Source organism: Pseudomonas sp. KH_040 (genome assembly GCF_057839305.1).
In genome coordinates, this window is sequence record NZ_CM174487.1 from 3,502,900 (window position 1) to 3,523,153 (window position 20,254).

At 57.8% G+C, this 20,254-nt stretch carries 18 protein-coding genes; 7 read left to right on the forward strand and 11 right to left on the reverse strand.

Annotated elements, in window-relative coordinates; translation table 11 throughout:
- The first annotated feature begins 41 nt into the window (after positions 1-41).
- Complete coding sequence (locus AC3IUF_RS15640) at positions 42-1,295, forward strand: MFS transporter (protein ID WP_489278519.1); 1,254 nt, start codon at positions 42-44, stop codon at positions 1,293-1,295.
- A gap of 257 nt (positions 1,296-1,552) precedes the next feature.
- Here AC3IUF_RS15640 and AC3IUF_RS15645 read toward each other — a convergent pair whose 3' ends face one another.
- Entirely contained in the window at positions 1,553-2,086 is a 534-nt protein-coding gene (locus AC3IUF_RS15645; protein WP_489278520.1) for a hypothetical protein, read from the reverse strand.
- Between the two features lie 237 nt (positions 2,087-2,323).
- Between AC3IUF_RS15645 and AC3IUF_RS15650 the strand changes: the two genes are divergently transcribed.
- Together AC3IUF_RS15650 and AC3IUF_RS15655 are read left to right on the forward strand one after the other, a co-directional pair.
- The gene (locus AC3IUF_RS15650) at positions 2,324-3,136 is read left to right on the forward strand and encodes a DUF1206 domain-containing protein (protein WP_489278521.1); all 813 of its coding nucleotides are present in this window, start codon (positions 2,324-2,326) and stop codon (positions 3,134-3,136) included.
- Between the two features lie 134 nt (positions 3,137-3,270).
- Positions 3,271-4,173 (forward strand): bestrophin family protein, encoded by a 903-nt coding sequence (locus AC3IUF_RS15655; RefSeq protein ID WP_489278522.1) that lies wholly within the window; start codon positions 3,271-3,273, stop codon positions 4,171-4,173.
- A 43-nt stretch (positions 4,174-4,216) separates the two neighbouring features.
- Here the strand turns inward: AC3IUF_RS15655 and AC3IUF_RS15660 are convergent, their stop codons facing one another.
- Together AC3IUF_RS15660 and solA are read right to left on the reverse strand one after the other, a co-directional pair.
- Positions 4,217-4,996 carry a MetQ/NlpA family ABC transporter substrate-binding protein gene (locus AC3IUF_RS15660; protein WP_095112128.1) on the reverse strand — a complete coding sequence of 260 codons (780 nt, stop codon included), beginning with the start codon at positions 4,994-4,996 and terminating at the stop codon, positions 4,217-4,219.
- Complete coding sequence (solA, locus tag AC3IUF_RS15665; RefSeq protein ID WP_489278523.1) at positions 4,993-6,171, reverse strand: N-methyl-L-tryptophan oxidase; 1,179 nt, start codon at positions 6,169-6,171, stop codon at positions 4,993-4,995. Before solA ends, AC3IUF_RS15660 begins: the two co-directional genes overlap by 4 nt.
- A gap of 373 nt (positions 6,172-6,544) precedes the next feature.
- Here solA and AC3IUF_RS15670 point away from each other — a divergent pair, with 373 nt between their 5' ends.
- Positions 6,545-8,950, forward strand: a complete 2,406-nt coding sequence (locus tag AC3IUF_RS15670) for a glucose/quinate/shikimate family membrane-bound PQQ-dependent dehydrogenase (protein WP_489278525.1) — start codon at positions 6,545-6,547, stop codon at positions 8,948-8,950.
- A 105-nt stretch (positions 8,951-9,055) separates the two neighbouring features.
- Positions 9,056-10,354 carry a carbohydrate porin gene (locus AC3IUF_RS15675; protein ID WP_489278526.1) on the forward strand — a complete coding sequence of 433 codons (1,299 nt, stop codon included), beginning with the start codon at positions 9,056-9,058 and terminating at the stop codon, positions 10,352-10,354.
- A gap of 62 nt (positions 10,355-10,416) precedes the next feature.
- Here AC3IUF_RS15675 and AC3IUF_RS15680 read toward each other — a convergent pair whose 3' ends face one another.
- Together AC3IUF_RS15680 and AC3IUF_RS15685 are read right to left on the reverse strand one after the other, a co-directional pair.
- Positions 10,417-10,668, reverse strand: coding sequence for a hypothetical protein (locus tag AC3IUF_RS15680; RefSeq protein WP_007913274.1), 252 nt, complete (start codon positions 10,666-10,668; stop codon positions 10,417-10,419).
- 176 nt (positions 10,669-10,844) lie between these two features.
- Positions 10,845-11,492: a hydrolase gene (locus AC3IUF_RS15685; RefSeq protein WP_038361513.1), complete on the reverse strand. Its 648-nt coding sequence runs from the start codon at positions 11,490-11,492 to the stop codon at positions 10,845-10,847.
- A 178-nt stretch (positions 11,493-11,670) separates the two neighbouring features.
- Between AC3IUF_RS15685 and AC3IUF_RS15690 the strand changes: the two genes are divergently transcribed.
- Positions 11,671-12,594: a LysR family transcriptional regulator gene (locus AC3IUF_RS15690; protein ID WP_489278529.1), complete on the forward strand. Its 924-nt coding sequence runs from the start codon at positions 11,671-11,673 to the stop codon at positions 12,592-12,594.
- Positions 12,595-12,625: 31 nt separating this feature from the next.
- Positions 12,626-13,087, forward strand: a complete 462-nt coding sequence (alaE, locus tag AC3IUF_RS15695; RefSeq protein WP_489278531.1) for an L-alanine exporter AlaE — start codon at positions 12,626-12,628, stop codon at positions 13,085-13,087.
- A gap of 64 nt (positions 13,088-13,151) precedes the next feature.
- Here alaE and AC3IUF_RS15700 read toward each other — a convergent pair whose 3' ends face one another.
- The 6 genes from AC3IUF_RS15700 to AC3IUF_RS15725 form a co-directional block, all read right to left on the reverse strand.
- Positions 13,152-14,726, reverse strand: a complete 1,575-nt coding sequence (locus AC3IUF_RS15700; RefSeq protein ID WP_489278533.1) for a hypothetical protein — start codon at positions 14,724-14,726, stop codon at positions 13,152-13,154.
- A gap of 116 nt (positions 14,727-14,842) precedes the next feature.
- The gene (locus AC3IUF_RS15705) at positions 14,843-16,189 is read right to left on the reverse strand and encodes a glutamine synthetase family protein (RefSeq protein WP_489278534.1); all 1,347 of its coding nucleotides are present in this window, start codon (positions 16,187-16,189) and stop codon (positions 14,843-14,845) included.
- 21 nt (positions 16,190-16,210) lie between these two features.
- Positions 16,211-16,768 carry a helix-turn-helix domain-containing protein gene (locus AC3IUF_RS15710; protein ID WP_397480513.1) on the reverse strand — a complete coding sequence of 186 codons (558 nt, stop codon included), beginning with the start codon at positions 16,766-16,768 and terminating at the stop codon, positions 16,211-16,213.
- 25 nt (positions 16,769-16,793) lie between these two features.
- Positions 16,794-18,083 carry an NAD(P)/FAD-dependent oxidoreductase gene (locus tag AC3IUF_RS15715; RefSeq protein WP_489278536.1) on the reverse strand — a complete coding sequence of 430 codons (1,290 nt, stop codon included), beginning with the start codon at positions 18,081-18,083 and terminating at the stop codon, positions 16,794-16,796.
- Positions 18,084-18,151: 68 nt separating this feature from the next.
- The gene (locus AC3IUF_RS15720) at positions 18,152-19,486 is read right to left on the reverse strand and encodes an ATP-binding protein (RefSeq protein WP_007913295.1); all 1,335 of its coding nucleotides are present in this window, start codon (positions 19,484-19,486) and stop codon (positions 18,152-18,154) included.
- Entirely contained in the window at positions 19,486-20,205 is a 720-nt protein-coding gene (locus AC3IUF_RS15725) for a response regulator (protein WP_489278538.1), read from the reverse strand. Before AC3IUF_RS15725 ends, AC3IUF_RS15720 begins: the two co-directional genes overlap by 1 nt.
- Positions 20,206-20,254 lie beyond the last annotated feature (49 nt).

Below are 20,254 nucleotides of genomic sequence, written 5' to 3' on the forward strand. Positions count from 1 at the left end.
TGACATCCCGAACACAAGGTGCGGAGCAAGGAAGTCACCCTTTGAGTACATTTCGAAAGTATCTTTGCCTGGACTTGTTACTTTGGATCTACCTCGGCTGCTGGAATACGACGCTACCGCTGATTATCGTGCAGCGAGGAAGTCTGCTGGAGCTGGCGGCATACGAAACAGCGCTCGCGCTCGCGGCGATCATTTCAATGTTGTGTCTGGCGCCGCGTGTTGAGTCAATGCGCCGCAGCACGGCGCTCAAGGTAGGCTGTTTTGCGATCTTGATGGCCAGCGTATTGCGCTACTTTTTTGCCGCAAACTGGTACTCCCTTCATGCGCTGATAGTGATCGATGTGATCGCTGCATCAGCATTTGGAATGATCCAGCCTCTCTTGGGTATCTATCCTGCGGAAACCGTTGATAAACATCGTACGGACGCTGCATTTCGCGTCCGGCGCATCGTTGTTACTGTCGGCCGGGTTGCTGGACCTTTGTTGGCGGGTATCGTAATTACGGTTTATTCACTGGAAATCTCACTGCTATTCGTGTCGATAGTGGGATTACTCATTGTGGTTTTAGCCATGGCGTTACCGGTGAGTGCAGCCCCTTCCCTGCAACCCGGAAAATCATCAGCCGATCTTGTTAATGACATGCTCTTGGGGCTTAAACTCAAATGCGTTCTACCGCCAGAACAATTTTTGACGTTTTCCGGATTACTGCTTGGTCTGGCCGTTACCGCGACCGTACCGATGCTGGTGCCAGCGCTCATACACACCCGGGGTCTAGCTGAAGGTAGCGTTGGCCTGTTCAATGCGGTATTCGCGGGTGGAGCCGTTGCAGGCTTGTTCTTTTTAAGCCCGCTGATTACCAAAAAGGAAAATCAGCGCGACAAGTATCTTGGATGTTGGGCCCTATTAACGTTTGCACTCTGTGCAGCGACGCAAGCCGACGAAATCTGGCAGTTGAGTACTTGCCTGTTTTTCGCCGGGGCAACGAGTGCATGCATTACGATGGTCGGAATGGACAAGAGGCTCATGTCGATCCCCTCCGGCGTACGCGTGCGACTAATGGCATCCACGTTAGTGATCAGTCAACTAGGAAGCTCGGTCTCATTCATGATGACGGGCGCCATCATGTCCAGATCCGGCGCGACCAGTTTGATGTGGCTTTATCTCGGGGTATTTCTGATTATCGTCATGTATTCCGTGCGATCAAAAAAGATATGGCACTTCCTGGAAGATGACGCCGAGTCAGAGCTGTATTACGCGAAAAACCATCCGAAACTGGCGGCGATCATGAGTCCATGAAATTCGGTTGAGATATTGCTCACTCAAGGCGTCGATGTCCTGGAGAAGTCACTCAAGGTACTCAGCCCTGGCGACCAACTGATTCCATTTCTGGGCCAACGACCGGGCAATTCGCACGGGAGCCAGGGTTGTCCCAGTGTTCATTATCCGGCGTGGAGGAATTGATTCCACAAGCGACCTTTGTGCGAATGCATAAAAAAGGGCGCCTTTTCAGACGCCCTCTTTATTTACAGTGGGTGTTGCAGAGAAATAGCGGATCAGTGTGATTTCTTTGCTGTCGACGCTCCAGCTTTGCTCAACCCTTTCGAATTGTGATCCCCTGGTGTCGTGTCGGAGATGGCAGTCGCTTTGGTCACGCCGCGCGTATCTTTGGAATGGGCGACGCCTGAAGTCGTTGAGCCGTGACCGCTGTCACCATTGCGATCACTGCCATAGTGGTTCCCGCTTTCGCCATGGTCGCGTACGGCTTTGCCGGCATGATCACTACTGAGCCCATCGCCACGCCCATTGCTATTGGCACTGCCGTGATCTGAGCCGCCATGACCGCCGCCCGTACCGCCGCCGTGGCCACCGCCGTTACCACCACCATTGCCGCCGCCGTTGCCACCACCGCCGCCATTGCCACCACCACCACCACCACCACCACCACCACCACCACCACCACCACCACCACCACCGTCCTTCGCGTAGGCAGAGTTCATGACAGAGATGTCAGCAGGGAGTAATGGGGCGGCTGCAAGCATCATGGCGCAGGACATGACAGCAAGGAGACTCTTATTCTTCAAAAGCATGATTGCTTCCATAGGGTTGATTTCGCGAAAGTTAGGACGCAATCCGCCCCTTATGGTTCAAGTCCTACGACAGACGGAAGTCACTGTGCAGGCCCGATTCTGGAGGCAGCGAGTATGACTTGAGCAGGGCTCGCAGGACGTTCTCGATCTCTAAGCCCCTGCAGTGTTTTGACGGCTCATAGAACCCCTCCCGGCAAGAAGGGTCTGCTCTCCTATGACCTCTCAGGAATACGTCCCATGTCCGCGCAACACAACCTTGTCATCCTCGCTCGGGGAGGCTACGCCGCCCGGGGAATGCTGTATTTGATCATCGGTATCTTCGCGTTGCTCGCAGCTCATGACTCGACCAAACCAAAGGACAGCCACAAGAGTCTGGAGGCGTTGCTAAGCCAGCCATTCGGCTATTTTCTGGTGGGACTTGTCGTGGCGGGACTGCTGTCATTCGCCGCCTGGCGTGTCCTGCAGGCAGCGCGTGATGTTGATCATCACGGCAAACAACTCAAAGGTCTGGTGATTCGCACAGGGCTGTTTGTCGGAGGCTTGGTCAACGGTGCTCTGGCGTTCTTCGCATTGGGCCTGCTCATCAGCGGGATTAAAAGTTCGGGCAATTCCGCAGGACAAACCAAAGACTGGCTGGCGCATCTGCTGTCCTGGGAACACTCGAACTGGCTGGTGTACCTGATCGCCCTCATTCCGCTTGGGGTCGGCATTGCTCACATCTTCAAGGGATGGAAAGCGTCGTTCGAGAAGTATTTCGAGGCCGACGAGGATGTCATGCGCTACGTCCGCCCGGTCTCCCGTTTTGGTCTGATAGCACGCGGAGTGGTGTTTATCGAGATTGCATTGCTGCTGGCGGTCAGCGGTTCCACCTATCAAGCCATGGATCCACCTGGAATGAAGGAAGCGCTCGATGCGCTGCAGAATCTGCCCGCTGGCTGGCTGATCTTGATGGTGATGGCTTTGGGGCTGATTGCCTTCTCGGTCTACAGTTTGTCGGAAGCTTTCTGGCGCAAGATCAATATGGATGTGCCGGGCGTAGCGAGAACGTAGGGTGTAACGCCTTTGGCGATGATCACCCCGGACTAGTCGAGACGCCGATTGCCAGACTATTGACCGAACCTTTCCCCCGAAAACAGCGTCCGAGCTAAGGCGTTAACGCTTACCGCTCGCCACGAGGTTTCCGTTTGAAAGCTGCCATCGTCAGAAAATACCGTTTGATCATCAAGACCCTGGGCTATGTCGGCTGGGCGTTGTTCTGGCTGCTGCTCTGGGACATCGCCGTCACCGTCGACTTCATGCTGTTCCTCAACGCCAAACTGAATCTGCCATTGATGCCCCTGACGTTATTGGGTTCGGCATTGATCGTGCTGATCAGTTTCCGCAACAGCAGCGCTTACAGCCGTTGGTGGGAAGCACGCACGTTGTGGGGGTCGATGATCAACAATTCACGCAGCTTCGCCCGCCAGGTGCTGACGCTGCTGGATGATCCCGATGGCGAGGTCAATCCGGTCAAGTCGACCCTGTTGCGCCGCCACGTCGCTTATGTGAATTGCCTCGCCGCGCATCTGCAAGGGCAGCCTTGCCCTGAGGAAGTCCGCGCGTTTATTCCCGCCAATGAATTCGCCCGCAGTGGCACGACCAACAACTTTGCCAATGACATCCTCACCGGTTCCGCGACTTTGCTCGCTCGGGAATACAAGGCCGGACGTCTGGACAGCATTCGCCTGGCGCGGCTGGAATCGACGCTGGTGGATTTGTCCAACAGTCAGGGCGGCATGGAGCGGATTGCCAATACGCCGCTGCCCTACCCTTATGTGTATTTTCCACGGCTGTTTATTTCGCTGTTCTGCCTGATCGTGCCCGTCGGGCTGGTGGAGTCTTTGGGCTGGTTCACGCCGTTGGCCTCGACCGTGGTCGGTTTTATGCTGCTGGCCATCGAACGCATCGGCACCGATCTGCAGAGCCCGTTTCGCCACAGCGAGCATCAGATTCAGATGGAAGCGCTGTGTGAAACCATCGAAAAAAACCTGCAGTCGATGCAGCGTGATTCCTTGGGCGATGTGCGCAGGTTTGAAGAGATCGCTTGAGGATGTCGGGAGCCGTCAGCATTTCTGGCGGCTCCCGACGGCGTCAGAACGCCGGCACCACATCACCGTGATAACGCTCAAGAATGAACTGCTTCACTTGCGGTGAGTTAAGCAATGCGCCGAGTTTCTGCACCGCCGGCGCGTTGGCCTTGTCGCGACGCACGTACAGGTAATTGGCGTACGGCGACTCCGAACTTTCGATAAAAAGCGCGTCTTTGTGCGGCACCAGTTTGGCTTCCAGTGCGTAGTTGGCGTTGATCAACGCCATGTCGACCTGATTCAACACCCGCGGCAGCATAGCCGCTTCGAGCTCCTGGAACTTCAGATGCTTGGGATTGCTGACGATATCCAGGCGCGTGGCCATGATGTTGTCAGGATCCTTCAGGGTGATCAGGCCTTGTTTGGCGATCAGCAGCAGCGCCCGACCGGAGTTGGTCGGGTCGTTGGGAATGGCAATGGTCGCGCCGTCCTTGAGTTCGCTGATGTTTTTGATCTTCTTCGAGTAGGCACCGAACGGTTCGATGTGCACGGCGACGATCGGCACTTGATCGCTGCTCGGGCGGTCTTTTTTGTAGGCTTCGTAATACGGTTTGCTCTGAAAGTAATTGGCGTCGAGCAAGCCTTCATCCGTCTGCCGGTCGGGTTGAATGTAGTCAGAGAAGACTTTGACATCCAGCGTCACCCCTTCCTTGGCCAGCTCCGGCTTCAAGAACTCCAGAATCTCGGCATGGGGCACAGGCACCACGGCGATTTTCAGGGTTTCGGCATAGGCATTGCCCATGGCGGCGACCAGCAGTGCTACGGAGAGCGCGACGCGTTTCACGATAGTTTTCCTTCGAAGCGTTTCAGGGAGAAAGAGGACAGATCCAGGTCGCTCGAGCCGCGCATGCACCACTGTGCAAACGCTTCGCCGAGCGCGGCGGAATGTTTGAAACCGTGCCCGGAACAGGCCGAGACGAACAGGGTGTGTTGCAGCGACGGATGCTCGTCGATGATGAAATGCCGGTCTGGCGTCACGGTGTAGGCGCAGACCGCTGACTTGAGCACTGTCGAGGTCACGCCGGCGATGCGATCGTGTACCTGGTGCTCGTACATGTCCTGCGCTTCGGCCGCTGAAACCGTGCGGTCGATGGCCTGCGCTGACGTTGAGGTGTGGTACTGCGCGGTGGCGATTTTCATGCTGCTTTCGCCGGGTAGCGCGGGAAAGCCGTAGTTGATTTTGTCGTCACCGCGACCGTGGGTGAAGATGAACGTCGGTGAGTGGCCGACCAGTCCGGCGTTTTCTTCCAGCTCGAACCAGAACAGCTTCTGCCGGTAAACGCTGAGCAGATTCTCATACGGCTCACCGAGCCACTCGTCGTTCCAGTTGCCTGCGCTGATCACCAGCTTATTGGCAAACAGCGTGCGCCGGTCCGTGGTGACCGTGACACCCTCCTCGTTCGAGCTGATCCCGGTGACAGTCTCGCCTTTGTAGAGTGTCGCTCCGTGTTGCTCGGCCAATTTGAGCTGAACATCGATGCAGCGCTCGGGGCGCACGAAGCCTCCGCCCGGTTCAAAATAGCCGATGGCCGAGTCGTGCACGTTGGCGAATTGTGGGAAGCGCTGGCGAATCTGTTCGGCGGACAGGATTTCGTGCTCGATGCCGTAGGTTTGCGCCAGGCCGATGGTGCGCAGGGTGAAGTCGGTCTGATCTTCAGGATCGAATTCGGCGCTCGACGTCAGCACCAGCAACCCCGATTGCTCGAACAAAGACTCGCCGGTCAGGGCCTCCAGCTCACGCCAGATGCGATGAGAATTGCGCACGATCGGCACATATTGCGCGCCCTCGCCGACCGAAAGCCGAGTGATTCGAGTATCGCCATGGCTGGAACCGAGGTTGTGCGGTGGATGATGACGATCAATACCGACAACGTTCACGCCCGCTTTCGCCAACTGATAAACCGTTGCCGCGCCCATCGCGCCCAAGCCCAGAACCACCACCTCATACCGCTCGGACATATATAGCTACCTATCAAAAAGGCGCCAGTTGAGCGGTAAACCGTGGCGAATTCCAAGATTAAAAAAGCATATCCATATAGCTCAGCGCATCCATTGACCGCTCTGGGTCGGGCTACCTGGCGGTTATTCGTCGCATTTACAACCCGGCGAAAATGATTTACGCCTGAATGTACGGCTTCCGATATCTGTCACAACTCACAATCAAGCTGACAGAACAGCGATTCTTGTGCGCATTTCGACAGACATTTCCACATCTGAGTCCTCTGCAGGCGCGAGCCGAAACCTCGAACTACGCTTCACGTTGAAATTTGTGATTTAACTAGGTAGTTACCTAACTATATAATGCGCGCCTCATTTCAACGGGACACTCAACGTGAAGCAGAGTCAACGCCTCTCGGGCATATCAAAATTCATTCTGATCGGGCTGGGCGTCGTCATCGCCCTGCTCGGCTTGGCGCTGGCTGCGGGCGGCGTGAAGTTGGTCAGCCTGGGAGGCTCGTGGTACTTCCTGGTGGGTGGCTTGGTCATGGCCGTTTCCGGTCTGCTGATCGCGCGCTTCAAGCCTGCCGGCGCGTGGCTGTTTGCCGCGTTCCTGGTCGGAACTGCGATCTGGGCGGTGAGCGATGCCGGGCTGGTGTTCTGGCCGGTGTTCTCGCGCCTGTTCATGTTCAGTGTGATCGGCCTGGTCGTGGCGCTGGTCTATCCGCTGCTCAAGCGTGCCAACGGTGGTGTTGCCGGTCGCGGCGCTTACGCTGTGGCTGCGGTGCTGGCGGTCGGCGTGGTTGTAGCGGCCGGCAATATGTTTGTCGCCCATCCAACCGTGGCGGCAACCGGCACTGGCCCGGGCCTGACTCCGGTCGAGCCGGACAAGGCGCAAAAGGACTGGGCGCACTACGGTAATACCGAAGGCGGCAGCCGCTTCGCTGCGCTGGACCAGATCAACCGCAACAATGTCGACAAGCTGAAAGTCGCGTGGACCTACCACACCGGTGACGTCGCCGAGAGCGATGGCAACGGTGCTGAAGACCAGCTCACTCCGCTGCAGGTTGGCAACAAGGTGTTCATCTGCACCCCGCACAACAACCTGATTGCCCTCGATGCCGACACCGGTAAAGAGCTGTGGAAGAACGCGATCAACGCCCAGTCGAAAGTCTGGCAGCGCTGCCGTGGCATGGCTTATTTCGACGCCACCAAAGCGATTGCTCAGCCGAGCAACTCGTCGATCATCGAAGCCAAGGCTGCGCCGGCCGCCAACTGCCAGCGTCGTCTGCTGACCAACACCATTGATGCCCGTTTGATCGCGGTCGATGCTGATACGGGCGAGTTCTGCCAGGGTTTCGGCAACAACGGTCAGGTAGATCTGAAGGCTGGCCTGGGTGATGTCCCGGACAGCTACTATCAGCTGTCGTCCGCGCCGCTGATGGCCGGTACCACTGTGGTAGTTGGCGGTCGCGTAGCTGACAACGTGCAGACCGACATGCCCGGCGGCGTGATCCGTGGTTTCGACGTGATGACCGGCGCCATGCGTTGGGCCTTCGATCCGGGTAACCCGCAGGATAAAAACGCACCGGCCGACGGCAGCACTTATGTGCGCAGCACGCCGAACAGCTGGGCGCCGATGTCCTACGACCCGGCAACCAACACCGTGTTCCTGCCGATGGGCAGCTCCTCGACCGACATCTATGGTGTCGAGCGCAGCAAACTCGATCACACCTACGGCGCTTCGATCCTCGCGCTGGACGCCACGACTGGCGCTGAACGCTGGGTATTCCAGACCGTGCACAACGACCTCTGGGACTTCGACCTGCCGATGCAGCCGAGCCTGATCGACTTCACCAAGGACGGCAAAACCGTACCGGCGCTGGTCATCGGCACCAAGGCCGGGCAGATCTACGTGCTCGACCGTGCCACCGGCAAACCGCTGACCGACGTGAAAGAAGTGCCGGTCAAAGCGGCGAACATCCCGAACGAACCATACTCCCCGACTCAGCCGAAATCGGTGGGCATGCCAGAAATCGGTGCTCAGCACTTGACCGAATCGGACATGTGGGGCGCCACTCCGTACGATCAGCTGCTCTGCCGCATCGACTTCAAAGGCATGCGCTACGACGGTCTTTACACCGCACCGGGTACCGATAAATCCCTGAGTTTCCCGGGTTCGCTGGGTGGCATGAACTGGGGCAGCATCTCCACTGACCCGGTGCACGGCTTCATCTTCGTCAACGACATGCGCCTGGGCCTGTGGATTCAGATGATCCCGTCGCAAAACAAAGGCCAGGCCGCTGGCGGTGGCGAAGCACTGAACACCGGCATGGGCGCCGTACCGCTGAAAGGCACGCCTTACGCCGTGAACAAAAACCGCTTCCTGTCGGTAGCCGGCATTCCTTGCCAGGCGCCGCCGTTCGGCACGCTGACTGCCATTGACATGAAGACCCAGAAAGTTGCTTGGCAGGTTCCGGTCGGCACTGTTGAAGACACCGGTCCACTGGGCATCCGCATGCACCTGCCGATCAAGATCGGTCTGCCAACCCTCGGCGGCACGCTGTCGACCCAAGGTGGTTTGATCTTCATCGCCGGCACTCAGGACTTCTACCTGCGTGCGTTCAACAGCGGCAACGGTGAAGAAGTCTGGAAAGCACGTCTGCCGGTCGGCAGTCAGGGCGGCCCGATGACCTATGTTTCGCCGAAAACCGGCAAGCAATACATCGTCATCACCGCCGGTGGTGCGCGTCAGTCGACCGATCGCGGCGACTACGTGATGGCTTACGCCCTGCCATAGATCACGGTGTCCACGTTAAACGCGGACGCTTGCTTTGAGCGCGGCACCTTCGGGTGCCGCGCTGCTTTCCCCCCTATTGCTCAAGTTTTCTGCAGGAAGATTTACATGCTATCGGCTGTTCGTTTTTCCCGTTCCGACCTGTTCAAAGGCCTGTTGCTGGGCGTCGCGTGCACCACTACCCTCCCCGCGCTGGCCGACAACGATTCCGATCTGTTGACCCGCAGCACTCTCACCGGTGACTGGGGTGGCTTGCGTCACCAGATGGATGAACAAGGCATCAAGTTCACCGGCGATTACAGCGGTGAAATGGCTTACAACGCCGACGGCGGCCTGCACCGCTCGGCGCGTTACTCGCAGAACATCAAGCTCGGCGTGCAGTTCGATCTGAGCAAACTGTACGGCGTCGACAATGCCGGCAAGGTCCAGTTGACTATCAACGACCGTCGCGGCAACAGCGCTTCGGAAGATCTCGTCGGCAACCGTCTGCCGATTCAGGAAAACTACGGCGGCCTGTACACGCGCCTCACCGAATTGAGCTACGAACGCAGCCTGTTCACCCCGGCGCTCAACGTGAAACTCGGTTACATGGCCATGGGCAACGACCTCGGCGGCCTTGATAGCGGCATTCTGTGCAACTTCATGAACGCCGGTTTCTGCGGCCATCCGCTAAACATGTCCGGCGGTAGCGGCTGGACCAACTACCCCAACGCCCACCTCGGTGTGCGGGTGAAATACGACCTGTCGTCCTCGTGGCAACTGCGCGTGGCCGCGTTCAACGTCGATCCGGAAAGTAACGGCAACTCCAGCCGCGCCTGGCACCTTGGGCCGAAACACACCACCGGTACCGTGGTGCCGATCGAGCTGGTGTACAAACATGCGGGTGAGCTGCCTGGTGAGTACAAAGTCGGCTACTACTACGACAGCTCTGATGTAAAACGCATTGGCAGCGACGACGAAGTGTCCGGTCGTGGCGGTCATTACCTGCTGGTCGATCAAGCCGTGTGGCGCTCGCCGACCTCCGAAGGCCGCAGCCTGCATGCCTTCGGCCAATACTCGGCGGCCAGCGAAGCGGCTTCGCCGTTCAGCAAGTGGTATGGCACCGGGGTGGTTTTGTACAAACCATTCGAAGGTCGCCCGCGTGACACCGTCGCCTTGGGTTACGGACGCGCCGTGCCAAACCCACGCAGCCGTGACGTGCTGCAAGACGCTGCATTGAACAACGGCACAGCGTTCCCGAACCTGGACAGCGCCGAGCAATTGATCGAACTCGGCTACGGATATCAGGCAACGCCTTGGCTGACCCTGCGCCCGAATGTGCAGTACATCATCGAGCCGGGCGCGTTCTCCGGGCAGGACATCGACAATGCATTGGTGTTTGGTTTGCAGGTGAAAGCGGCGCTCTGACTTTCCGATTACAGGCGATAAAAAACCCGGTTCGAATGCCGGGTTTTTTATTGTCTTCAAGATCACTTTTTCTTTTTAGCCGGCTTGTCAGCCTTCTTCGAATCTTTGGCCTTCTCAGGCTTGCTATCGGCTTTCTTGGCAGATTTCTTCGGCTCGGCGTCTTTCTTCTTGTCTTTCTTGTCCTTGTCGGAGGACTTCGAAAGCGCCGAAGCCGCTGCTGATTTCTTCGCAGGTGACGACTTTTTGTCCTTCAAATCCTTGCTGGCTTTCGAAGCGTCAGCTTTGTCTTTGCTTTTCTTTTCGTCTTTAGCCACGTTGACCACCTCTCGGAGTGTGCCGGAATTGGCACATCGCCTGTGCGATTGACCACAAGCTAATCATTAGGCGAGCAGGTCCTAAAGCGGTTCAGATTATTTTCAGGCGTTTGAAACAGGCCAAATGAAGGCAGCGCCGGCGATTGCCAGCGCCACCTTTAACAACGGCCCGTTACTCAGGCCTTGTTGCCAGCCTCTTGCAGCGCCTTTTCAGCATTGAATCCGTCGAAGTTTTCGAACACGCCCATAAAGCCCGGCACGGTCACCTCTCGCGCCCAGTCGCGCTGCAGTTCGCAGTACATCTGCACCCGGCTGATCAGCTTCGCACCTGCCTGTTCCATTCTGCGCAACGCCGCCTCGTGCGCGGCCAGCGACGTGCCGCCCACCGCATCGATCGGCACATAAACCTCATAGCCTTCCTGGATCGCGTCGAGCACCGGGAAGGTCAGACAGGCTTCAGTCCACAGCGCGGTCATGATCAGTTTTTTGCGCCCGAGCGCTTTGACTGCCTGCTTGAACTCGGTGTCCTCCCAACTGTTGATCGACGTGCGGTCATAGGTGGGCAGATGGCCGAGCACCGCTTGCAACTCTTGAATCGGCGGTTTGTTGCGCCCGGTCGCGACATTCACGGTCGAGTGGATGATCGGCAGGTTGTAGTTGACTGCCGCTTTCGCAACGCTGGTGATGTTGAAGACCAGTTCATCGCGAGGCATCGAGCGGATCGAAGACACCTGAACCGGTTGATAGTCGATGACGATCAATGCTGAATTCTCGGGCGTCAGCAGTTGATCGGTGTGGGGGTTGCGGATTGCTTCGCTTGCCATTTGCAGGTCCTTTTGTCTGGGTAACGCACGTGGGTGAATCGGCCGGAGCCCGTGCGGTTTGTGATTCCAGAACGCACGCGAGTGACGCCGTGCCTGGAAAACCCATTGTGCTGTTCCCCTATTCGCGGCAGTAGTAGCATCCCGAGGCGAACTGTGTCGCGCCAAGGGGAACGCAAAAATGGATATCGAAGAACTGCAAACCTTCGTCGAAGTGGCGGATGCCGGAGGTATTTCACAGGCTGCGCTGCGGCTCGGGGTCTCGAAATCAATCGTCAGCCGCCGGCTGGCCCGGCTTGAAGCAGAACTGGGCGTGCAACTGCTGGCACGCTCGACGCGCGGCGCATCGCTCACCGAGGCCGGCGCGACGTTCCGCGATTACGCCGCCAAAGTCTGCAGCGAAATCGATATCGCCAGGGAAACCATCCTGCCCGCTGGCGCCCTGCGTGGCCGCCTGCGAGTAGCAGTGCCATTGTCGTTCGGGCCGACGCACTTCGCCCCGGTGCTGGCGGAAATGGCTCGCCGTCACCCTCAGTTGCACATGCAGACCTGCTACAGCGATCGCTTCGTTGACCTGATTACCGAGGGCTACGATTGCGCCATTCGCGTGGGTTATCTGCAGGACTCCAACTTGATCGCCAGGCGTATCGGCCCGGTTTACACCAAGCTCGTCGCGAGTCCGGACTACATCAAAGCGCACGGCGCCCCCGAAACCCCGGACGAACTGCACGCCCATCAGGCTCTCATGCAAGGTACCGAAGCCTGGCAATTCATGGCGGCTGACAAGGTCATCACGGTTCGCCCGCAAGGACGCTTCAAGGCTGACAATGGCACTGCGCTCGCTGCGGCCGCAGTTGCCGGTCTCGGCGTCGCCTACTTGCCCGATTGCCTCACCCACGAGCACATCGCCACGGGTGCACTCGTGCCGATCATGACCAACCATCCACCGCCCCCTGCCGGTGCCTACCTCCTCCGCCCGCCAGGCCCGCATCCCGCGCGCAAGATCCGCGTGCTCACCGAACTGCTGATCGAGTACTTCGGCGAATCTCCGCACCTCGCGGTGCAGCCGCTGTCACATCACGATGAAGCGCCGGCGTTTAACTGAAGAAAGCTGAAGCCATGAAAGGAGAATTGAGGTGCCGCAACGCCTGCAACAGCCAACGCGTCGGACTGCATTTATCGCAGACACCACAGCGCTGATCCTGTTTTTCACCACCACCGGCATCATCAATGAACGTTTGATTGCCGGCATGACCTGGGATCAGGTCCTGCACGCGCGCCTTCTGGGCGCGGCGCTGATGATTCCGGTCGCACGACCTTACGGTGTCTGGCGCGATTGGGTGATGACGCGCGCAGGTCAGGGTCGAGTGTCGAGGTTGCTCTGGGACAGCATCGCCCTGGTCAGTTTTCAAGTGCCGATTTATGCAGCGATCATTGCCTTTAGTGGTGCATCGGGAGAAGGTTTGGTGCGCGGCACACTTGGCGCGGCCGTGATGATGCTGGTTCTGGGGCGGCCTTATGGGGCGTTTCTTAATGGGGTACGGAGGCTGTTTGGCTTGCCTCCGGGCGGGAACAGGCCGATGTCGTTGAAGGGTTGAGGGAGTGAGTAGCTGTTATCGGCCTGTACGTCTAGTGTCTTGATCTGTCTCCGAATCTCCCCAGCTAGAAAATCCAGTCTGTCAGGCTCGTATCACGATACGAGATGTAGTTTTTATCGACCGTTAAACTGACGGTTGCATCGATCAGCGTTTCAATAGCACTGGTTTGCCAATCACCCAAACTATCTCTCCATGCGAACTTTAATGTTCCATCTTTGGCAAACTCCAGTCGGCCTATGATGGCTTTCGGCAGTGATGTATCGCGCCCCACACCAAGCTGTTCTGCGGACACAGTTAGTTTTGCCTGAGTTACAACTTCACCTCTATCCAACGTTGAAAAAAATCGAGCAAAACGATCTAAGCCTTTAGTGTATTGACGCTTGTAAATTTCCTGAATAAGCAGTTCGTCTTGAAGCAGGCGATCCAACGGAAATACCGTTGATAATGCGACGCCAGACGCTTGCGTATAGCGAATCTCGAGGTGAGGTTTGCCAGAAAAATTTTCGTCGACTCCTAGCACCAGGCCATCATCCAGTAACTCCGACATAAGTTCTGCCACTTTGGAGCGTATCAAACCCCTATCCACTGGCTCGCTCTCTTCAAACGCCTCATAGCCGGAAAAACTTGGAGATGGAAGTTGAGAGGTGAGGCCTTTGGCAACCGCCAGGCGATAACCCATCCTGACCTCACGCTGACGCTCGCTCATGTTTCCAAGAAATGCCGTTAAATCAGCATTGTCCGGATCAACAGAAGCGATGAACTCCAAGGCATCCTGCACCTTGTAGGTACTTTTGGAACCCCTGATCAGCGCAGTCGCATACTTTAAAGCAAGCTGATTTGGGACTGAGTTTTTATCATAACCCTTAAGATTCAGGTAAGACTGATAGCGAAACGACTCAGGTGCGGACTCGTCCTGTATATAGTCAGCCTCAACCTCGAGCAAATTACGATCGCGAGAAAGAATCTGAAGTATTTCAAGCTTTCTCGTTGCATCGTACTGTGGGTCTTTAAGTAGCCCAACGAGCTGCCGCCCCAAACCATTCTCTCCAGCTATAATCCCCCATTCACCGTCTGCGAGGGCGAGTAAACGTAAAGCGTCGTAGAAGTCCTGACGATCCGATGACGTTGACTGGACAATTGACAAGAGCCGTTTTTCGTCGCCAGCCTTGAAATCCAGTCTCGCCATAATGTCACTCTGAGCTTTACGCCGGGCAAGTTGGATCATATAGGAGTCAAGTAAAGCGCGTGTCCGATAAGTATCAAGTGTTTTACTGGCTTCCGAACTGTCATTGTTCAATGAAAGCCAACCCTCGATTCTTTGCGTCATCAAGGTCTGCAATGTGGATTTAAGATTATTGGTTGTAATCCAGGCGAACGCACCACCAACGATAACGACCGCTGCTAAAACATAACTAAGAACGTTAACAGCCCTATTGATCGGCGCGTTAGCCTGTTCAATTATCTCTTTGCCCAGTTCGTATTTTATTTTTTCAACATTGATCTGAAGCTCACGCTCCAGAGCCCTCATCTCTTCCATAGACTTTGATGAACTACGCTTGGCCTTCGCTAACAGGCGCCGAATCTCATTCAAATGCTCTTGTGGATTTACTTCAATGTGCCGGTTACTTTCACTTGTCATTACGAAGCTCCTTATAAACCACGATTATCTCCATGACACTATTGTCTTTCTCGCTGACTACGCCTGCCGTCACCTGCAAAACCGTCATCAATCCCACAATAACGATGTCCCTAGCCTCACAAATACCACCGATACTCCCGCGCACCAATCTCCTGCATAAACGCCAAATGATCCTGCCGTTTGTTCTCGCAATACACATCGACAAACTCAGCGCCCAACCCTTCACGCAATTGCGGCTGATGTTGCATCGCACGCACGGCTTCGAACATTTCCTTGGGAAAATCAATCCCGCTACTGCGGTCTTCATTCAGCGGTGCAATCGGTTCTTTGCCGGACTCCAGCCCATGCTCCAGCCCCACTAGAATCGCCGCCAACACCAGATACGGATTGGCATCCGCGCCCGCCAGCCGATATTCAACGCGCAAATTCTTCGCGTCCGACTCCGGAATGCGCAGGCACGCATCGCGATCCTCAAAGCCCCAACTGGCTTTGCTCGCCGTGTTCACCGTGCCGCCCAAACGGCGCATCGCATTTTGGTTCGGCGCAAAGATCGGCATGCTGTGCGGCAGCAGTTCCAGGCACCCGGCGACCGCATGGCGTAACGGCTGCTGCTCATTCGCGGCCAGCAGATTATTGCCCGCCGAATCGTAGAGACTGACATGCACATGCATACCGCTGCCCGGATGCTGCAAGTACGGTTTGGCCATAAAGCTGGCGCGGTAGCCGTGTTTAAGCGCAACACCGCGCGTGCTGCGGCAGAACAACGCCGCCCAATCCGCCGCTTGCACGCCATCATCGAGATGGCCGAAGTTGATTTCAAACTGACCGGGGCCAAGTTCAGCGGTAATCACCGTGGCGTCGATGCCCTGCGCCCGTGTGGCTTCGACCATGTCATCCAGCACCGGCGCAAAGCGTGAAAGGCGTTCGATGTGCAGGTTCGGTTGATCATCGGCGTCGTCAGTCAGGTCGTCGCGGGGGAATTGCGGCAGACCGTCGCGCAGCTTTTTATCGAACAGGTAGAACTCCAGCTCGAAGGCCACCACCGGATGAATGCCTTTGCGCGCCAGACGCTTGAGCACCTGTGCGAGGACTTCACGCGGTTCGAATTCGATCGGTTTTTCGGTGCCGTCCGACGTGATCAGCATCTGCCCCAGCGGCTGCGCTTCCCATGTCACCGGTTTCAGTGTGCCCGGCACCAGACGGCGCACGGCATCCGGGTCGCCGTCGTTGAAGCAGTAATCGCCGATCGGGAACAAGCCACCCTGCACGCCCAACAGTACGCAATTCTGCGGCAGCTTCAGTACGCTGCCGGCGGCGACTTTTTCGAGCATGTCTACCGGGTAACGCTTGCCGTAAAAGTGCCCGGGAATGTCCAGGCAAATCAGGTCGACATAACGCACCTCGGGGTAGCGTTGGCGAAAGGCACGCACTTCGGCGAGCAGGTCAGCGCAGACAGCGTCCATCGTGTTCATCCTTTGTTGTGATCAGGTGTAGACCCAGAGCACGCGGGTCAGCTGCTCGGTGAGGTTGCCGTAGCGGCAGCGGGTATGGCTGTCGAATTGAAAGCTGTCACCAGCCTTCAGCGTGGTCGGTTCTTCGTCGTCGCCCAGCCACAGCGTCAGTTCGCCTTCGAGGATGTAACCACCCTGCTCCGAGCTGTCGGTCAGATGGCGATCACCGCTGCTGGCGCCGGCTTCGAGATGACTTTCGAGCATGGAGAACGAGGCGCGGATCTGCGGCGACACCAGAATGTCGGTGATGCCGTTGGCGTAATACAACGTGCGGCGCTCGTCCGGGCGCGTGACCCACGGCAACTCTTTAGGCTTGGGCAGGCTGTAGAAATAAGTGGTCGGCACGCCGAAGGTTTCACTGATCGCGGTGAGATCCGCCACGGTTGGCCGCGACAAGCCGCGCTCGACCTGCGAGAGGAAACCCACCGAACGGCCGATCTTGTCGGCCAGTTCCTTCAGGGTCCATTTCTTGTGCTTGCGCAGGTCGTGGATGAGGATCGCCAGCGCGGCGATTTCTTCTTGCTTGTTCATGCCATGGATTCCGAAAAAGGTCTCATCAAATACTGTCGCGCAGGCGATACCAGGCTTTGCCAATCGCCTCCAGCGGTGCCGCGAAATGCTTGCCACCGGGGAAGCGGCCATTACTCAGGCCCTGATACAACGCCAGTTCATCCGCATCGCCAAGAATCGCATCGGACACCGCACGCGCGGCGGCCAATGTCGGCAGAACGCCGTGGCCCGAGTAGCCTTGCAGCCAATATCGATTGCCCACGCCGCCGACATCGGGTGTGCGGTTCATCGTCAGGTCGATATGCCCACCCCAGGCAAACTCGATACCGACGCCCTTGAGCTGCGGGAATACCCGCTCAAGAAACGGTCGGGTCGCTGCCGCAATGTCTTTGGGCATGCCACCGAGATACGTGCAGCCGCCACCGAACAACAAACGGTTATCCGGCGTGCGCCTGAAGTAATCGAGGACGAACTGGTTGTCGGTCACGCAGACATTGCGCGGCAACAGCGCGGTGGCCTGCTCGGATGTCAGTGGTGCGGTGGCCACTTGGTAGGTGCCCACCGGCAGAATGCAACTGGACAGTTGCGGGTCGAGTTCATCGAGGTAAGCGTTGCACGCCAGCACCAGCACATCGGCGCGCACCGCACCGCGCTCGGTGTTGACGCGGAAACCGTCGCGCTGCTTCTGATAACTCAACGCCTTGCTTTGTTCATGGATACGCCCGCCGGCTCGCTCGATGGCATCCGCCAGGCCCAGCGCCAGTTTCAATGGATTTAGGTGCGCGCCCTCAGGGTCGTAAAGCCCGGCCTGATAGCGATCGGTGGCCACCCATTCCGGCAGTTGTTCACGGGGAATGAACTGCAACCCATCGTGGCCCCATTTGTGGCTGGCCTCGTGTTGCCATTCGCTGAGCAGACTGACCCGCCGTGGCATCACCGAAGTCCACAAATGCCCGGGACGATAGTCGCAATCGAAACCATGCCGCCCGGGCAAGTCGCGTAATTCCCCGGCGGCCCAGCGCATGCCATCCCAAAGCCGTCTGGCCCGTTCATGCCCCAACGCAGCTTCCAGCGGCGGCATGTCACATGACCAACCAAGAATCGCCTGCCCGCCGTTACGCCCCGACGCGGCCCACGCCACGCGACTGGCTTCGAGCACCACCACGCGTTTGCCGGCCAACGCCAGACGCAACGCCGTGTGCAATCCACTGAAACCGGCACCGATGATCACCACGTCAGCGTCATGCTGTCCTTCCAGCACAGCGCGGTTGCTCAGAATATCCGCGCAACTATGGGCGTAATAGCTGTCGACGTGCTGGCTGGATTGCTGAAACATGCGCGACCTCATGAAATTATCTTTTTATAATTTCATGAAAATCTACAGAATAAATTTCACGCCAGCAACTATCCGTTACGCGGCAACTCAACCCGCGCCAGCAATCCTTGGCCGCTACGGTTGCTCAACGTCAGTTCTCCGCCCTGCTCGCGCACAATCGCCCGCGCCGCCGACAGCCCCAAGCCTACGCCCCCGGTGTCGCGGTTGCGCGAAGCCTCCAGGCGAAAGAACGGATCGAACACCTGCTCCAACGCCGCTTCGGGGATACCGGGGCCTTCGTCGCTGACCTCGATACAGATCGAATACTCATCACACTTCAATGCGATGCCCGGACGCTGCGCATACTTCAGCGCATTCTCCAGCAGATTGACGATCACCCGTTTGATCCCCAGCGGTCGCCCTTCGTACACCAGATGCGCCGGGCCATCGAAATCGACATTGATGTGCTGATCGCGGTAGTCGTCGACGATGGTTTGCAGCAGCTCCGACAGATCGAATGCCGTGGTCTGCTCGCGGTGCGTGTCTTCGCGGAAGAACGCCAACGCAGCGTTGATCATCGACTGCATCTCTTCAACGTCGCGAATCAATTTGCCCTGATGATCGAGGTCTTCCATGAATTCACTGCGCAAACGCATGCGTGTCAGCGGTGCGCGCAGGTCGTGGGAAATTGACGCGAGCATGTGCGTGCGCTCGGCGATGAAGTGCTGGATCTGTGCCTGCATGGTGTTGAAGGCGATGATCGCCTGACGAATTTCGTCGGGGCCTTCGAGTTTGATCGGCGGTGCGCGCAGGTCAGTGCCGAAGCGTCTGGCGGCACGCGTGAAACGCTGCAACGGATTGGCCAGTTGCCGGGTGGCGACCCAGGCGACGAGCAATGTGGCAATCAGTCCCAACGCGATGACGATCACGATACGCACGCCAAACTCCAGACCCCAACTGCGCTCCGGCGGGATAAATGACAACCAACTGCCATCGACCAATTGCACGACGGCGGCGTAATGCGCCTGGGGACTGCCGTTCGGCCAGTCGCCTGGGCTGAACACCTCGATTTTTCGATCATTGCCCAGCAGTTGCTGCAGCACCGGCACCCTGCTCGCTGGCAGGCGAAGGCCGTCATTGGGCAGATCGAAATCCGCGCGCTGTGCTTGCCACGACACGTGCAGCATGGCGCTGCTCGCGGCGGCGGCCAGTTGCGGGCGCAGGTTGGCCGGGGCCGCTTCGATCACCCGCGACGTCGCGGCAATCTGTTCCAGCAGGCCGGTGCGTTCAATCGGTGGCCGCGCCCAGATGCCGGCGACTTGCACGAACAGCGCATTCAACGCCAGAGACGCGACCATCGCCGCCACGATGGTCAGGGCGATGTGCCGGCGCAGGGTGTCGCCGCGCAACAGTCGGCGGATCATCAGCGGCTGACCTTGGCAGTGAACAGATAACCGCCGTTGCGCACCGTACGAATCAGGTCCGGGCGCTTGCTGTCCGGTTCGATCTTGCGGCGCAGGCGGCTGACTTGCACATCGATGCTGCGATCGAAGGCGTCATGGCCGTGGCCGTGAGTCAGGTCGATCAACTGTTCGCGGGTGAGAATGCGCTGCGGGTGATCGAGGAAGACCACGAGTAAATCGAACTCGCCGCCGGACAGCGGAATCATCACGTTTTCCGGCGAGCGCAATTCGCGACAGGTGATGTCCAGATGCCAACCGGCGAAACCGATCACCGGGCGTGAAGGCTCGACCGGATTGCGCTGTTCGCCAGCGCGGCGCTGCAAGGCACGTATGCGAGCGAGCAATTCCTGCGGGGCGAAAGGCTTGGTCAGGTAATCGTCGGCGCCCAACTCCAGACCGACAATGCGATCGCTCAGCTCGGCCATGGCCGTGAGCATGATGATCGGAATGCCCAGCTGCGCGCGCACCTTTTGGCACAGACTCAGGCCGCTTTCGCCGGGCATCATCAGGTCAAGAATGATCGTGTCCGGACGGTTCTGCGCGATCGCCGCCCACATGGCCTCGCCGTGTGGCGCCACGTCGACTTCATAGGCGTGCTGCACGAAGAACTTCTTCAGCAGCGCGAGAATTTCCACGTCGTCGTCGACGAACAGCAGTCTGCTCACAGTTACAGAATCCATGCACCAAAAAAAGCCAATCTAAAGCCATTTCGCCGCCCGGGTCATTTAT

Coding starts and splice junctions, on each gene's coding strand:
- AC3IUF_RS15645 (WP_489278520.1), bottom strand. CDS start 2,086: ATGCTTTTGAAGAATAAGAGTCTCCTTGCTGTCATGTCCTGCGCCATG.
- AC3IUF_RS15650 (WP_489278521.1), top strand. CDS start 2,324: ATGTCCGCGCAACACAACCTTGTCATCCTCGCTCGGGGAGGCTACGCC.
- solA (WP_489278523.1), bottom strand. CDS start 6,171: ATGTCCGAGCGGTATGAGGTGGTGGTTCTGGGCTTGGGCGCGATGGGC.
- AC3IUF_RS15675 (WP_489278526.1), top strand. CDS start 9,056: ATGCTATCGGCTGTTCGTTTTTCCCGTTCCGACCTGTTCAAAGGCCTG.
- AC3IUF_RS15685 (WP_038361513.1), bottom strand. CDS start 11,492: ATGGCAAGCGAAGCAATCCGCAACCCCCACACCGATCAACTGCTGACG.
- AC3IUF_RS15690 (WP_489278529.1), top strand. CDS start 11,671: ATGGATATCGAAGAACTGCAAACCTTCGTCGAAGTGGCGGATGCCGGA.
- AC3IUF_RS15700 (WP_489278533.1), bottom strand. CDS start 14,726: ATGACAAGTGAAAGTAACCGGCACATTGAAGTAAATCCACAAGAGCAT.
- AC3IUF_RS15705 (WP_489278534.1), bottom strand. CDS start 16,189: ATGGACGCTGTCTGCGCTGACCTGCTCGCCGAAGTGCGTGCCTTTCGC.
- AC3IUF_RS15710 (WP_397480513.1), bottom strand. CDS start 16,768: ATGAACAAGCAAGAAGAAATCGCCGCGCTGGCGATCCTCATCCACGAC.
- AC3IUF_RS15715 (WP_489278536.1), bottom strand. CDS start 18,083: ATGTTTCAGCAATCCAGCCAGCACGTCGACAGCTATTACGCCCATAGT.
- AC3IUF_RS15720 (WP_007913295.1), bottom strand. CDS start 19,486: ATGATCCGCCGACTGTTGCGCGGCGACACCCTGCGCCGGCACATCGCC.
- AC3IUF_RS15725 (WP_489278538.1), bottom strand. CDS start 20,205: ATGGATTCTGTAACTGTGAGCAGACTGCTGTTCGTCGACGACGACGTG.